General features: G+C 68.8%; 11 protein-coding genes, 1 tRNA gene and 2 pseudogenes. 9 read left to right on the top strand and 5 right to left on the bottom strand.

Translation table 11 applies throughout. The features are described from left to right. Positions 1-533 precede the first annotated feature (533 nt). On the top strand, positions 534-2135 hold the full coding sequence (locus tag A6A27_RS46310) for a hypothetical protein (RefSeq protein ID WP_241825492.1): 1602 nt from the start codon (positions 534-536) through the stop codon (positions 2133-2135). 58 nt (positions 2136-2193) lie between these two features. Here the strand turns inward: A6A27_RS46310 and A6A27_RS27645 are convergent, their stop codons facing one another. The 3 genes from A6A27_RS27645 to istA all read right to left on the bottom strand — a co-directional run bounded on the left by A6A27_RS27645 (position 2194) and on the right by istA (position 6194). Then, the gene (locus A6A27_RS27645; protein WP_073837572.1) at positions 2194-2958 is read right to left on the bottom strand and encodes a GNAT family N-acetyltransferase; all 765 of its coding nucleotides are present in this window, start codon (positions 2956-2958) and stop codon (positions 2194-2196) included. Positions 2959-4149: 1191 nt separating this feature from the next. Beyond that, the gene (gene istB / locus A6A27_RS27635; protein WP_073837571.1) at positions 4150-4968 is read right to left on the bottom strand and encodes an IS21-like element helper ATPase IstB; all 819 of its coding nucleotides are present in this window, start codon (positions 4966-4968) and stop codon (positions 4150-4152) included. Beyond that, positions 4968-6194 (bottom strand): IS21 family transposase, encoded by a 1227-nt coding sequence (gene istA, locus A6A27_RS27630; RefSeq protein WP_073837570.1) that lies wholly within the window; start codon positions 6192-6194, stop codon positions 4968-4970. Before istA ends, istB begins: the two co-directional genes overlap by 1 nt. Before the next feature lie 297 nt (positions 6195-6491). On the opposite strand from istA, the gene A6A27_RS27625 reads away from it, so the two are divergent. From A6A27_RS27625 to A6A27_RS47720, 4 genes and pseudogenes are all read left to right on the top strand, one after another. Continuing rightward, a tRNA-Met gene (locus A6A27_RS27625) sits at positions 6492-6568 on the top strand. A 111-nt stretch (positions 6569-6679) separates the two neighbouring features. Continuing rightward, positions 6680-6736 (top strand): annotated as a pseudogene (locus A6A27_RS47730) (hypothetical protein); the annotation flags it as partial. A gap of 94 nt (positions 6737-6830) precedes the next feature. Continuing rightward, on the top strand, positions 6831-7076 hold the full coding sequence (locus A6A27_RS47725; RefSeq protein WP_443190011.1) for a hypothetical protein: 246 nt from the start codon (positions 6831-6833) through the stop codon (positions 7074-7076). A gap of 29 nt (positions 7077-7105) precedes the next feature. Further along, a pseudogene (locus A6A27_RS47720) lies at positions 7106-7384 on the top strand (transposase); the annotation flags it as partial. A 453-nt stretch (positions 7385-7837) separates the two neighbouring features. Here A6A27_RS47720 and A6A27_RS27605 read toward each other — a convergent pair. Continuing rightward, complete coding sequence (locus A6A27_RS27605; RefSeq protein WP_073837568.1) at positions 7838-8281, bottom strand: DUF5990 family protein; 444 nt, start codon at positions 8279-8281, stop codon at positions 7838-7840. 379 nt (positions 8282-8660) lie between these two features. Between A6A27_RS27605 and A6A27_RS27600 the strand changes: the two genes are divergently transcribed. The 4 genes from A6A27_RS27600 (at position 8661) to A6A27_RS27585 (ending at position 11834) form a co-directional block, all read left to right on the top strand. Then, on the top strand, positions 8661-9035 hold the full coding sequence (locus A6A27_RS27600; protein ID WP_073837567.1) for a VOC family protein: 375 nt from the start codon (positions 8661-8663) through the stop codon (positions 9033-9035). 426 nt (positions 9036-9461) lie between these two features. Next, positions 9462-10271: an ArsR/SmtB family transcription factor gene (locus A6A27_RS27595; RefSeq protein ID WP_198940475.1), complete on the top strand. Its 810-nt coding sequence runs from the start codon at positions 9462-9464 to the stop codon at positions 10269-10271. A 64-nt stretch (positions 10272-10335) separates the two neighbouring features. Next, positions 10336-10884, top strand: a complete 549-nt coding sequence (locus A6A27_RS27590; protein ID WP_143194214.1) for a peptidase inhibitor family I36 protein — start codon at positions 10336-10338, stop codon at positions 10882-10884. Between the two features lie 80 nt (positions 10885-10964). Beyond that, positions 10965-11834, top strand: a complete 870-nt coding sequence (locus tag A6A27_RS27585; protein WP_073837564.1) for a hypothetical protein — start codon at positions 10965-10967, stop codon at positions 11832-11834. 134 nt (positions 11835-11968) lie between these two features. On the opposite strand, the gene A6A27_RS27580 is transcribed toward A6A27_RS27585, so the two are convergent. Next, positions 11969-12379 (bottom strand): hypothetical protein, encoded by a 411-nt coding sequence (locus A6A27_RS27580; protein ID WP_241825491.1) that lies wholly within the window; start codon positions 12377-12379, stop codon positions 11969-11971. Positions 12380-12636: the final 257 nt, after the last annotated feature.

Raw genomic sequence — 12636 nt, 5'->3', positions numbered from 1 at the left:
CCTGCTCACGCCGGGCCCGGCCACCCGCTGGAAGCAGGTTTCCCCGCTGTTTCTCACGGTTAGGCGGCCACGCGGTGCCCCGCCTGCCTGCCTTGGTCGGCCCCCCTTCGACCGGACCCTGACCCCGACCGAAGGGGGCCGACCCAGGCGACCGGTCCGGTGCAGTTCCTGATCGGTCAGGACGCGCTCTGCGAGGCTCCGGTCAAGAAGGGCGCTGCCTCCCACACCATCCGCATGCTGCCCAACGCCGGCACCCACCAGGTGCGGGCGGCCTACGGCGGCGACAAGATCCACGCGGCCTCGTACTACGACATCACCCTAAGGCGGGCACGGCCGTCATCGGCTCGTGCGGCACCAGCACCATCGTGGACCGCCCCGCGGTCAGCTGGCCCGGGTGCACCGCGCCCCTCAGCGCCAGGGAGACGCCAAATAGGCCTTCCCGCTCTGGTGCGCATCGAATACGCTGCGCGCGCAGTCCGCTGCACGGCCGACCGAACCATCGCGGTCCGGTCGCACTTCAACGGGGAGGACACATGGCTGCTGCGCGCCTTCGCGCAGTCTCACGCATCCTGGCCACCGCCACTGCGGCCATGGCGCTGCTCACGGCGGCGGCCGTACCGGCCGCCGCGGCGGCGAAACCGAAGATCGCCTTCGCCGGCATCGCATTCGCGACGGATCAGGTCGACACCACCACCGGCGGCACGACCGTCACCCTGAACTGGACGGTGACCGACACGTCGACCACCGCCCGCAACCTCAGCGGCAGCATCTACGTGCAGCGTTACAGCGGCACCACCCCGCTCGGGCCTGAGGAGCAGATCCGGTTCAGTCTCGACGGCGGCTGGCCCGTCGTCGGGCCGTACACGGGCGGGATCGCCAGCTCGTCATACGCCTACGACTTCTTCGTGTCCGAGTACGGCCCGGCCGCGCCGGTGACCTATCGCGTCACGAAGATCACCGCGACCGACGACCAGGGCACCACGCAGACCCTGTCCGGCAACAAGATCAGCCGGGCCGCCGTGCTGGCCGCCACCCAGCTCCCCGACACCGCGCCGCCGGTGATTGACCGGGTCTGGCTCACCTCGCCGACCAAGACTCAGGTGTACGACGACGGCTCCGGCGCAACCCTGCGCTACGGCCTGTACGTCCAGGACGAGCCGGGCGCGGGCTTCTGGAAGGGCCACATCGAGCTGGACGGCCCCGGCAACGCCGAGATCGTCTCACCGTTCACGCTGGTAGACAGCGGTCAGGGATACCAGCTCTGCGGCGACAGTCAGGTCTGGGGCGACATCTGGTTCGTGGAGTGCAACCTGCCGGTGACCCTGCCTGCTGACAGCCCCACGGGCGACTGGAAGGTGAAGGCGGTCAGCCTGACCGACCAGGCTGGCAACACCAAGCGCTACACCGACCTCGGCGCGCCGACGGTGCGGGTCACTCGCAACGAGGTGATACGCGCCACCGGGTTCGCGCTGAACCCGACGCAGGTGAACAACTGGCGCGAGTCGGCGGCGACCACGCTGACGTTCACCGCGAGCGGAGTACAGGGCGAGCTGACCGCCACGGTCGAGACCATGAGCTGCTCGACTTGGAACCAGGTGCTGACCGAGGGACCGGCGGGCACATACTCACTGCCGGTGGTGATGAGCCAGCTGAGCAGCTCTTGCACCATCGATGGCATCCTGCTCACCGACGCGGCCGGTTCAGTCTCGGTATACGGTGCCTACTACGGCGCACCCGCGCTGGACCTGCGGGCCACCCGGGTGCCCGACACGACCCGGCCGGTGGCGATCGCGGCGGCACTGAGCCGCACCGAGGCCGCTCCCGGCGAGCTGTTCAACGGCATCAGCGTCGACGTCACCATCGACGACGTCACGCTCGCTCCGGTAGACGGCTTCTCAACCACCATCTACAACTCCCTCGGCCACTCCGTGGGCGGCGCGAACGGCGGCATCCACGTCGGGCCCGACGGGCACGTCTCGCTGCCCGTGCACTTCCGCGACCTGCCTCCGGGGACGTACACGGTGGGCTTCACGCTCACCACCTCGGCGGGCAACCGCGCGGGGTGGGGCTACCCCAACGGCGGCGCTCCGGCACCGTCCGGGCCGCTGGTGTTCACCAGCCTGCCAACGCCCTGACCAACCACGCAGCAGAAAGGTGCGGCCCCTCCCCGCGCGGGAGGGGCCGCACCCGGTCTCAGGGAGTGATGGCGTACTCGGTGAAGCGGCCGCAGGATTGGAACCCAAGCCGGCGGTAGACGGGTTCGCCCTCGACGGATGCTTGCAGGACCACCGTGCGGTAGCCCGCGCCGTACGCGGTGCGCAAGGCCGCCAGGGTGATGGCGCTGCCGTAGCCGCGCCGGCGGTCGGTCGCCAGGGTAGCGATGTTGTAGATCCCAGCGACTCCCGAGTGCAGGAAGACCTCAGCCGAGCAGACGGGGCGGCCGTCGACGTAGCCGACCAGGTAGCGAGCGGGGCAGTCGGGGGTGAGAGCCCAGTCGGCGGCATCAGCAAAGAAGCGGCGCACCGTGGCGGCCGGTGGGTTCCAGTTCGCAGCCAGAACGGTCGAGTAATCGGCGAGTTGCCCGGGGGTCCTCACCCGGCAGATGGCCAGATCCACAGCAGGTTGCTGAGGCGGGGCCCCACGTAGGTCCTGCCACATGCCGGTCTCGGTCTCGGATGCCTGGAGACCGGCACTTTCCAGGAGCGAGGCGAGATCCGCTGGCGTGGAGGCCGGGCCCACCCACCACGAGAAGGGACGCCCGGTGGTGGCCAGTGCCTGAAGGGTCTGCGTGATCCGGGTCGGGGCGGTGTCCGGCGTGAGACGCGCCGCCGCAACGATGTTGAAGGTGTCGTCGTCCAGGCCACTGTCGGCGATCAGGAGGTCGTTGGTTTCAATGACGGTCGAGCCCGCCACATGCCGGTGCAAGTGACAGGCATGTTCGGCGAGGTTCTGCTCCATTGCGATCATCAGGTCTGAGCGACCGCCGAGGAGTTGTTTCCCTTCATCCACAGCCGTTCATCACATCATGTTTGCTCGCCGTTGGCGCGTGAGTTTCTGGCTGATGCCGTCGCCACGTCGCCAGCACCGAAACGCAGGTCGCTCAGCTCGTCCCGACCATCGGCCACGCGCTGTTGGGCTTGCTCACCCCCGTCATCGGAAGGCCAGCCGCCATCAATAGAGCGGTGATCGCGGCGCCGAACCAGGGGGCACACACCCCCCAGGGCCCCGGCCAAGTCGTGGGCTGTCCGGTTGACCGGTTTGGTGTACACGCGCCCTTGCTGGTGGTAGCACGGCGGGCATGACCGGTTCAGATGATCATCGACGTTCTCCACGCCTTGTCGATCGTCCGAAGTGAGTCATGCCCGCCCTGCCATCATCGCTGATCTCGTCCTTGTCCGGCGCACCGGCTGTCACGGTGCCCGAAACCGCTGTGGGGCTGCCCGCCGCGTTGGCCGAACTGTCGGATCCCCGTGCCCGCCGGGGGCGTGCGGCATGGGTTGGTCGTCGTGGTGACCGCGGCGGTGTGCGCTGTGGTGGCTGGTCTCCGCTCATACACCGCGATCGCCGAGCGGGTCACCGACATCCCGGACACCACCGCGTTGGCGTTGGGTATCGCCCCGGACCGGCGCTCGTCGGAGGCGATGATCCGCCGCCTGTTGCAGGCCCTGGACCGGACCTGCTCACCACAGCCATCGGCGGCTGGCTCGCCGCGCGAACCGCGGTCACATCAGCGGGCAGGCGGGCGGTCGCGGTGGACGGCAAGACGCTGCGAGCCGCCCGCACCACCGACACCGCCGCCGGTCATGTCCTCGCCGCATGTGACCAGGCCATTCGGAGCTATCGCGTAGTCGTTTGATATATGGCTGACTTGGGCTTTCGGCTGTGTTGGCTAGCTAGGGCGGGGTCTCGTGGGGCGGGTGTGGGCCCCATCGGTGATCATGGTGGTTTCTGACGCCACCTGATTCCGGACGAGGACTACACCCGCAGATGTCATCATCGCCGATCGCGGTGTTGTTGCCGCATGGACCTACCGCTTCCATCCAGCCGGACCTGGCCGGACAAACGGCAACGGCCCCCGATCAGTGTCAACGACGGCCGAAAAGTGACCCCCTAGCGACGGTCGAAAATTGACCCCCTGCTGGTTCGGTTCTATCGGTGGTCGTGCTTGTCGGCTGGCGGTACTGGCCGGCCGAGGTCTCGGTTGCGGATGCGGTAGCTGTCGCCCTTGAGGCTGATGACCTCGGCGTGGTGCACGAGCCGGTCGATCATCGCGGCGGCGACGACTTCGTCGCCGAACACCTCGCCCCAGCGGCCGAAGGGCATGTTCGAGGTGACGATGAGCGAGGCCCGCTCGTAGCGGGAGGAGACGAGCTGGAAGAACAGGTTCGCGGCTTCGGCCTCGAACGGGATGTAGCCGACCTCGTCGATGATCAGCAGCGGGATGCGGGCGAGTTTGACGAGTTCCTGCTGCAGTTTGCCGGTCTGGTGGGCCTCGGCCAGTCGGGCGACCCATTCGGCGGCGGTGGCGAATGCGACGCGGTGGCCGGCCTGGCAGGCGCGGATCCCGAGCCCGGTGGCGAGGTGGGTCTTGCCGGTCCCGGGCGGCCCGAGGAAGATCACGTTCTCCTTCGCGGCGATGAAGTCCAGCGTGCCGAGGTGGGCGATGGTGGTGCGGTCGGCGGAGCGCTGGTGGTCGTAGTCGAACTCCTCCAGGCTCTTGCGGGCCGGGAACCGGGCAGCGCGGATGCGCTGCTCACCGCCGGAGGACTCGCGTGAGGACACCTCCCGGGCCAGGCAGGCGGCCAGGTATTCCTCGAACGTCCAGTTCTCCGTCCGGGCGCGTTCGGCGAGGCGGTCGACGGCGGCTGCCAGGGCCGGGGCCTTCATCGCGCGGGTGAGGTAGGCCAGTTCCGCGGCGGTGTCACGGCCGGTGCGCGGCTTGGCGTCGGTATCGGCGCGGCTGGGCATCAGGCCACCTCCTCGATGTCGACGCCGAAGATGCGGTCGTAGTTGGCCAGGCTGCGCTGCTCGACCTCGGTGGTCGCGCCGCGCTGCCGGACGATGCCCAGATGCGCGCGGCGCAGCCGGGCGGCTTCCTCGGCATGGGCGGGGTCGGTGATGGTCTGGTGCGGCGCCCAGCTGCGCTCATGGCGTGCGACGGGCTGCCCGGCGCAGGTGACGGTCACGTTGTCCAGGTCCGCGACGACGTCAACCAGCCGGCCGATCGCGGCAGGATGCACCGAGTAGTCGCACGTCTCCACCCGCACCCAGTGGTCACGTCCGAGCCGGACCTGATGCCGCCAGCCCAGCACGGGAGCGACCGGCGGCAGGGCAACCATCGCGGCCTGGTCGGCGCCGAGACGGTCGACCGGTCGGCACTCGATGCGCCGGTGATGACGCCCGTTGGCCAGGGTCAGCCAGTCGGTGAGCTGGTCGTTGAAGTCCCGTGGCGAGGCGAACACCCGGCCGGGCAGGAACGAGGTCTCCAGGTAGCCGTTGGCGCGTTCCACCAGGCCCTTGGACTCGGGATCCCGTGGCCGCAACTGCACGACCTTGACGCCGAGAGTGCCGCGGAACGACTCGAACTCCCGGCTCAACGCAGGCCTGCCCGCCTTCCATGACCCGACCGCGGGTTCGTTGTCCCAGACCAGCGCCCTGGGCACCGCACCGAGCCCGGACAGCAGCGCCCAGTGCCCGGCGATCAGGTCGTGAGCCTGCCGCGAGGGGATCATCCGAGCCATCAGCCAGCGCGAGTAGCCGGACACCATCACCAGCACCGGCGGTCGCGCCACCTGCCCGCCGCCGACCGGGACGTCCGCCGGCGGGAACCACAGGTCGCACTGCGCGAGTTCACCCGGCTGATACGTCGTCCGCGACACCGGATCCACGGGCTGGTACTGCGGGCGCAGCGCCCGCACCCGGTCCTTGAGCACCGTCAGCCCACGAGTCCACCCGATGCGTTCGGCGATCACCGTCGCGGGCATCCCCGACGCCAACAACGCTCTGATCTGCGGCTCGACCGCGTCCACGACCGAGCCCGCAGGCTTGCGCACGTACTTCGGCGGCTCCGACGCCGCCAACGCCCGACGGACCGTGTTCTTCGAGATACCCAACCGGCGAGCGATCGCCTTGATCGGCATCTGCTCCGACCGGTGCAGCCGGCGGATCTCCGCCCAGTCCTCCACGCTCAACACCCGCCTGATCATTCGCAGGGGGTCAACATTCACCCGCCACCAGGGGGTCAGTTTTCACGCGTCGACGACAATCAGCATTCCTGCTGGTCAAGGGCCGTTGTCGCACCTGGTGGCGGGCGAACCTCTGTAGCTTTCGCGACGGATTTACAGAGCGCCACGCCCAAGCCTCTGGCCAGCGCGAACGCCGATGAACAGGGTTACGGCGACACAGATGCGACACGGCGCGCGGCCCGGACCGCCCCGGTCAGGGGTCGTGCCGCGGCGGCCGGGGGTGGTGAGATACGGTGTACGAACCGACGCGGGGTGGAGCAGCTCGGTAGCTCGCTGGGCTCATAACCCAGAGGTCGCAGGTTCAAATCCTGTCCCCGCTACCACATCGGAACGGCCCTGAGGGAAATCCTCGGGGCCGTTCCGCGTTTCCCGGCAGGAACCGGGCCTTGGCCGTGCCTCCGGCCCCGCACCTGAAGGGGCATGCGGGACAGCCGATGAGCAACGAACGGCAGACCCGCGAGGGTGCCTCGGTCGACAAACCCGCGTTGACCATGTGCGTGATGGCGCAACCCTCGGTGCTACGCAAGTTCGGCGGCAACGCCGACCTCGCCGGCCCGAGGACTCCCGGCCCGGTTCCTGTTCGCCTTGCCCCGAGCCCTCGCCGGATACCGGGCGGTGGACACCGACCCGGTACCCGAGCAGGTGACCACCGGCTACCGACACCAGGTGCACGACCTGGCCGCCACCCTCGCCGAATGGGACGACCCGGCCGTGGTCACCCTCAACGCGGGAGCGGCCCGGAGCTGCTCTCCTGCCTCGACTGCTCGCCCCGAGGTCTGCGCAGTGCGTCTACGACCCAGCAGGCCCCTAGCCAAGATCGAACGAGAGTAGACACGCCGACCGACGCGGCCGAACCCCAAATTGATCTCGGCGACACGTCTGCGACGCGTCGGCAGGCCCGCTCGTTCCTGCTCGGCTTGCTGTCGGATGTGGACACGCGGTCGTGTTGGCAGTTGGCGGAGCAGGCCGGGGACGCGTCGCCGCACGCGATGCAGCGGCTGCTGGGCGAGGCGGTGTGGGACGCCGACGCGGTCCGTGACGACGTACGCGACTACGTGGTGAATGCCTTCGGCGACCCGGCCGGGGTGCTGATCCTCGATGACACCGGTGACCTGAAGAAGGGCAAGCAATGCCGAATTCGGCATTACACGCCTTATGTCCAGCCGGCGGTTATGCCGCAGTCCGGTGCGGATGCCATGCCGTTCGACGGCTGTTCGGCCCTCGACCGCTATTTATGTGGCGTCCCGGGCGGCTTGGACAAAGGCGCGGACCAGCGCGGTGTGGCCGGCGCTGCGCCACACCGGTGCGCACGGCAGGATCGGTCCGTCGGTGTTGGGCACGAAGGTGAAGTCCCGGCGCTGCCGGTCCTGCCGGCTGACCGGGATAGGTCGGCCGCGAACTGCCAGGGCAGGGTCGCCGAATGCCAATCATCACGGCGGATCCCAACACCTTGGCGTCATCGGCAACCACGGTGCTACGCGCGTTCGCGCAGCCACGGTGGACCGGCGAAAGACCACACCGCTCCCGCACCGGGGAAGTCGTACCGGGAGATGCGTTCGATCTGCCGCCGGGCCAGGGTCACTCTCCGGCGATCACTCCACCGTCCAGGCGATGGCGGGAGGGTGGACCCGAGCGCACAGCGGCCCGCCGGCGGCATCAGTCAGACCGAGCCGGCCGACCAGGATCCCGCCGCCCTCGTGTGCGGCGCGGAGCAGCTCGGTCGGAACGTCAGCGAACATCAGCTTCGCCCGCCTGAACATCGCGAAGCCGTCATCGGTCACCGCGCCCCAGCTCAGATACAGGAACCGCGCTCCGGGGCGCCCATGCACCCACGGTCCGCCGACATCCAGCATCCCGTCAATCTCCCGGCTGGACACCTCGAAGCTCCACGTCGCCTTAGCCGCGTCGGCCGCTACCTGATCGACCACCTCGGCCTTGCGCTGGACCCCGACGTGCACGTTGCCGAGCCGCAGTGCGTCGGCCTCCACACCGGCGCGCCGCCCCGGAAGGTCGGTGCCGTCGATCCGGATCCACATCCCCCCGACTCTAGATTCTCGACCACGAACGTTGGCCCTGGGTCGACCCACTCGTCGCGATCCGCCGAAGAACACCGGATTCGGCATCAGGTTCTTCAAATGACCGCGCTTCACGGAACGCGCGCGCTGACCGGCGTGGCGGCGGTGATCAACTCGACGAGCACACCCACCGTGTTAGTTAGCACTCCGTCGCGCCCCAGATGGGCCTACCCCCCGGAGGTTGTGGCTACTTCAGCCGCCACGCCGAGATCAACACGACGTACGTGTGTCTCGCGCGGAGTCCGGCACGTCGGTGCCTTCGGGGCTTTGTCATCGGTGCGGCTGGTGGACGCCGCGGGCATCTGGTCGGGCCTTCGGATCTACCGGCAAGACGGTACGCATGGCAGTCACGTTCAACCACACGATCATCGCCACGAAGGACAAGAGCGCATCGGCCGCGTTCTACCGGGAGCTGTTCGAGCTGCCGGAGGCACCATCGTGGGGGCCGTTCGCCAACGTCCTGCTCGACGAAGGTGTGCTGCTCCAGTTCGCCGAGCCGCCGGTGGACATCCAGATGCAGCACTACGCGTTCCTCGTCGCCGACGAGCTGTTCGCGCGGTGCCTGGCGCGTATCGAGGAGCGAGGCATCACCTACTGGGCCGACCCGCAGATGAAGCGCCCCGGGGAGACCAACACCGACCACGGCGGGCGCGGGTTCTACTTCTTCGACCCGGCGGGGCACGCCATCGAGATCATCACCCGCCCGTATCTGTAGCCGGTTCGAGCGCTGACAACGCGCGGGTCGGGCCGTTCTCGGCGGGGACCGCCTCGCCGGGACCGGCCCCGCCGACCGATCATCGGCCGGCGCCGGGTGCCCCCGGGCGACCTCGACGATCACGGTACGGGTCACCGGACCTTCGCCGGTGCGAACAGTGTCCACGTCCACCAGACCCCATGCCGCGCCGCTTCCATGCTGTGATGAAACGACTCGAGAGAGCTCGAATCCACTGAGGACCAGGTGAAGTGTCGAATGATTACTCTGCGACTCGGCGTGCGGACGCTGGCCAGGACCCGATGGTCGGCTTCACCGGCCATGGAGGCCATGGCGTGGCTGGCCCTCGCCGCGAACACCCGCCGGCACGCGGTGTTCGGTGATCCGGGCCCGGTCGCACGAGGAGCTCTGCGGCATCCCGACGTGTCGTTGGTCGCCGATCTGCTGTCACCTCAGGGAGCCGGCTACATCCCCGATCTCCTGACGCCGAAACCGCGGCTCGGTTCGTGGCACGAGATCCTGGACGCCCAGCTCGCCGAGATCGAATCGGCCGCGCAGGACGCCGTTGACACCCAGGTATTGTCCACCGCGGAGTCACATCGCGGCCGACCGCCGCCACACCGTATCCGACGACTCGCCGAAGCCGGGCGACTGCAGCAGCGGCTCGCCGCCGGTGTCGCACACTTCTGGCGGGAGACGTTGCACGACGACTGGCCAGCGCTTCAGACAGTCATTGACAACGACATCGGGGCACGATCCATGGCCATCGCCGGGAACGGCATCGGCCAGGTACTCGGCCGGCTCCATCCACGGGTCAACTGGACCAGCGATTCGCTGATCATCGACACACCTCATGACCGCGTGGTCGACCTCACCGACCACGACCTCGTGCTCGCGGCCACCGTTCTGACATGGCCAACTCTCATGTTGCAGATCGACGATGCGATGCCCGCCATCATCTACTACCCGCCCAGCCGGGTCGGGAACCGCCGCTGCCGTGGTCCCGGGGGACTCACCGAGGTGGTCGGCGCCGTGCGCGCCGCACTGCTCACGGACCTCGAGGTCGCCCGCTCGACCGCGGAGTTGGCGACGCGGCACGGCGTGGCGGCCAGCACGGTCTCCTACCACCTCGGTGCGTTGCACCGCGCCCGGCTCGTCAGCAGGCATCGGGACGGCCGCCACGTTTTGTACCAACGCACAACGCGAGGCACCACGCTGGCAGACACCGCCGGGCCGTAAATCCAATGATGTGGGGCCGATTCGAACTGGTTCGAATAGTTTCGGCTGAACCTTTGCACCAGGGTTGACTGACTTCATCTACACCGGTGTCACCAACACCTCATCACTCAGCTCCGGCACAAAGATCCCACAGCTAAGGAGACTCATGAAGCGACAAATCCTGGCGTTCTTCGGTGCGTTGGCGCTGGCGGCCAGCGGGCTCCTGGCCGTGGCCGGCCCGGCCCAGGCGTCGACGTCGCGCAACGGCGTGTGCGAGAGCGGCGAACTGTGCATGTGGCAGAACAACGACCTGCGCGGCGGTCGCTACGACACCGCCGCGACCACCGCGGACTTTCGGCAATGGTCGTTCGTGGCTGCCTGTACTTCGGACTGCTCGCTGCACGACAACGTCAGCTCGCTGCGCAACTACGATCCGGTGAATCCCGTCCGCCTCTTCGAGCACGAGAACTTCCAGGGCCTCTACTTCTGGCGTCAGAAGGCCAACAGCGGTCAGTCGGACGAGGCCCTGAACCTCACGCTGGACCGGGACGAGAACGGGAACAACTGGAACGACCGATTCAGCTCGTTCTGCTTCGTCTGGGCCGGCCAACCGCAACCGCGTTGCCGCCCATAGGACCGCGTCGAGGGGCTCGCGTCGGCCGTGAGGTAGGCGGCAACGCGGGCCCCTCCATCCTGAGCGAGGTCTTCATGCCCATGATCCGCAGGCAATTCGCGGCCCTCGTGCTGGCCTGCCTGGCCCTCGGTGCCGGTGCCGCCTGTGACCCGAGCGGGCCCGCGCAGCGGCCCGCCGAGCCATCGCCGGTGGCGACCATGAGCCTTCCGTTGGACCGCCTGTTTCCGTCTGGAGACGAGGACCTGCTTCTCCAGTGGGCCGAGGCGAAGCTGGTCGTGGCCTGCATGCGCAGGCTCGGCATCTCCTACCGGCCGCCGGAACCGCAGCGCACCGACCCGGCTGCCGCGCGGGACGGGTTGTACGGACTGGTGAAGCACGGCCAGGCACAGCGCCTCGGCTACCACGCCGCATCCGGCGGTGACCCGGCTGAAGACAAGGATCCACCGCTTCCAAAGGAGACGGCGGCGGCGCTTACCGGCACCCGGTTCGACGCCGACGGACCGGTGCCGGCCGGCGGCCGGATCCCTGAGGGCGGCTGTCTCGGCGAGGCGAACCGGCGCCTGGCCGAGGGCGGGCCATCCGTCGGCGAGACGCTCCTGTACGACATGGCGCTGCAGGCCGGCCATCAGGCAGAGCAGGACCCGCGCGTTCAGGCCGGGTTCCGGGCCTGGTCGACGTGCATGGCCGGCAAGGGGTTCGTCTACGCCGACCCCTGGCAGGCCAACGACGATCCGCGGTGGAGCACCGACCGTCCGAGCGACGTGGAGCGCCGGACCGCGGTGGCCGACGTCGCCTGCAAGGACAGCACGGGTCTCGTGACGATCTGGCAGGCGGCGATGGTGGAGCACCAGCGGCGCACGATCGCGAGCCGCTCCGCCGACATCGAACGCTACGAGCAGGCCAAGAGCGCCCGACTCGCCAACAGCCGACAGGTTCTGGCGACGATGTGAGGGCGCGCCGCGACCCGCACGATCGGGGCTTACGCATGGCCGTATCCGGCTTCGCTGCGATCGGCCGTTGTTCGATGCCAGTGAAGGTGAGCCGACGTCGGGGTCGGTGGCGCGTCGGGTTGAAGGCCGGCCGGTCAGCGGGTGAGGCCGACCAGCGTGGCCAGGCGCGCCACGCCGGCCGGCGCCGGGTGCCCCCGGGCGACCTCGGCGATCACGGTACGCGCCACCGGCCGGCACCGGACCTCCGCCGGCGCGATGCTGTCGGCGTCCACCAGCGCCCGCGCGGCACCGCGCAGGTCACCCAGCGAGAGGTACGCCCGCGCGGCATCAATCAGGTACGCGCCCCGATACTCGGCCGGCAGCCGCCGCCACACCTTCCGCCGGATCACCGCCGCGTGCCGCTGCACCGCCTCGGTGGCGTCACCTCGCTGCGCTGCCACCACCACCCGCGCCAGGTCGACGGCGATCGGCCCGAAACTGGTGCGGTGCTGATCGTTGTACCCCGGAGCCCGGCCGCGATGCCGGCGGCCCGGTCGTTCAGCCATGACCAGGCATCAATCGTGCGCCAAGTCGTAGGTCTTCAAGACCCTCAACCGGGGGTCCTCTCACCCCCTGGTTCACGAGGACCTGGTTAACGATCTTTGGTCGCTAGCCTCAGCCCTTCGTTAACGGCTGTCCATGGGCTGGGCTGGAAACGCAGAAGTGCCTTCTGATCTGGGAAAATAGGGCTTGTCGAGAGTCCTGATCATCCCGTCACGGAAGGCACCTGCAGGGTGAAGGCTACCCCAACACGTCGAAAGAT

Origin of the sequence: Micromonospora sp. CB01531, assembly GCF_001905095.1 — a bacterium.
Lineage (GTDB): Bacteria > Actinomycetota > Actinomycetes > Mycobacteriales > Micromonosporaceae > Micromonospora.
Note: the sequence above shows the minus strand (reverse complement) of the source record. Positions and strands in the feature narration are given on the sequence as shown.

What these genes read in the sequence shown, in the direction of transcription:
- A6A27_RS46310 (WP_241825492.1), top strand. Translation starts at nt 534, where the DNA reads ATGGCTGCTGCGCGCCTTCGCGCAGTCTCACGCATCCTGGCCACCGCC.
- A6A27_RS27645 (WP_073837572.1), bottom strand. Translation starts at nt 2,958, where the DNA reads ATGGAGCAGAACCTCGCCGAACATGCCTGTCACTTGCACCGGCATGTG.
- istB (WP_073837571.1), bottom strand. Translation starts at nt 4,968, where the DNA reads ATGCCCAGCCGCGCCGATACCGACGCCAAGCCGCGCACCGGCCGTGAC.
- A6A27_RS27605 (WP_073837568.1), bottom strand. Translation starts at nt 8,281, where the DNA reads ATGTGGATCCGGATCGACGGCACCGACCTTCCGGGGCGGCGCGCCGGT.
- A6A27_RS27600 (WP_073837567.1), top strand. Translation starts at nt 8,661, where the DNA reads ATGGCAGTCACGTTCAACCACACGATCATCGCCACGAAGGACAAGAGC.
- A6A27_RS27585 (WP_073837564.1), top strand. Translation starts at nt 10,965, where the DNA reads ATGATCCGCAGGCAATTCGCGGCCCTCGTGCTGGCCTGCCTGGCCCTC.
- A6A27_RS27580 (WP_241825491.1), bottom strand. Translation starts at nt 12,379, where the DNA reads ATGGCTGAACGACCGGGCCGCCGGCATCGCGGCCGGGCTCCGGGGTAC.